This is a genomic window from Aeromonas media, from assembly GCF_000819985.1.
In the GTDB taxonomy this organism is placed as follows: Bacteria; Pseudomonadota; Gammaproteobacteria; order Enterobacterales; family Aeromonadaceae; genus Aeromonas; species Aeromonas media.
Window position 1 is genome coordinate 1 of record NZ_CDBZ01000015.1, and the last position, 1429, is coordinate 1429.

The 1429-nt window shown below is 57.2% G+C and carries 1 protein-coding gene; it reads left to right on the forward strand.

Features of this window, described 5'->3' with window-relative positions:
- Positions 1-82: 82 nt before the first annotated feature.
- Positions 83-1420, forward strand: a complete 1338-nt coding sequence (locus tag BN1127_RS01445; RefSeq protein WP_041205253.1) for an IS4-like element ISAeme15 family transposase — start codon at positions 83-85, stop codon at positions 1418-1420.
- The last annotated feature ends 9 nt before the right edge of the window (positions 1421-1429 follow it).

Consider the following 1429-nt stretch of genomic DNA (forward strand, 5'->3'; position numbering starts at 1 on the left):
CAATGCTGATCAGTTAAGGATCCATTGACCGATCCTTCTGCTGTAGGACAATCCGGAACCAATCACTGGTTCCGGATTTTTTATGTCTATTGCAAACGATCTGAACGATGTTGTTGAGGCATCTGGCGACATGCTGGCTCGGCTGGCCATTTTTGCCGACCATATTCCCGACGAATGGATTACTGCCGCTGCCGCCTTGTCTGAAAAGGCCACTATCCGCCGACGCCGCTTACCTTCTGATATGGTCTTGTGGCTCGTCGTGGGGATGGCCTTTTTCCGCAATGAGCCCATCTCCGAGGTCGCTCGGCGCCTCAACATCTGTGCAGAAGGGTTGGCCAATGATGCCTTGCTCGCGGACAGTGCCCTGTCTCAGGCCCGTCAGCGACTCGGCAAACAGCCGCTCGAGTGGCTGTTCAAACAGTGCGCCGATGTGTGGGGGCGGGAACGTTATCCTGAAGACCATTGGCACGGTTTACAGGTCTTTGCCATCGATGGGGCCCTGTTCCGAACCCAGGATATGCCTGAACTCAGAGCACATTTCGGCTCGGGTAACACCTCAACCAACCGGCAGACACCCTACCCGATGCTGCGGTTGGTCACGCTCATGAATGTCCGCTCGCATGTCATTGCCAACGCGGCCATCAGCCCGTACCGCAAAGGGGAAATCCCCCTGGCCAGCGAGTTCATTCACTCATTGCCGGACAAGTCAGTGACCCTGCTGGATAAAGGCTTCTTCGGTGCCGACCTGTTGCTGCGTATTCAGGCCGAAGACACCGACCGTCACTGGCTCATCCCGGAACGCAAGGGGCTGGTATACACGGAACTTGAGCGCTATGGCGACGGTGACCGTCTGTTGCAAATGACGGTCTCGCCTCAGGCTCGCAAGAAAAACCCGGCGTTGCCGACACACTGGCAAGTTCGCGCAGTGACCTATGAGGTGGCAGGCAAGGAGAAAACGGTCTTTACCTCCCTGCCCGTGGCGCGATTCAGCGCAGCTCAGGTGGCGACCCTGTACCACGAGCGCTGGGAAATCGAGCTGGGATACCGGGATATCAAAAGCGCGATGCAGCACAACGCCATCACGCTGAGAAGCAAGAAAGTGGACTTGGTCTATCAGGAGCTGTGGGGATTGCTGCTTGGATACAATCTGGTCAGGCGGGAGGCCAGCCAGGCCGCCGTAGCCCATCAGCGAGCGCCCAATGAGGTGAGCTTTAAGTTTGCCTGTCAGTTCATCGCGAACCAGATGGCAGTGATGGCGGGCGCGTTATCGCCAGCCCATACGCCACGGAGGTTGGCGGAGTTGCGGGGCTGCATAGGCGTCATGTTCATAGAAAAACGCCCCAGGCCATCGAGACCCAGGGCGGTGAAGATATCAAAGACCCGTTTTCCGGTAAATCGCAATGCGGCTCCGCTTAAGTGAACAGCATTG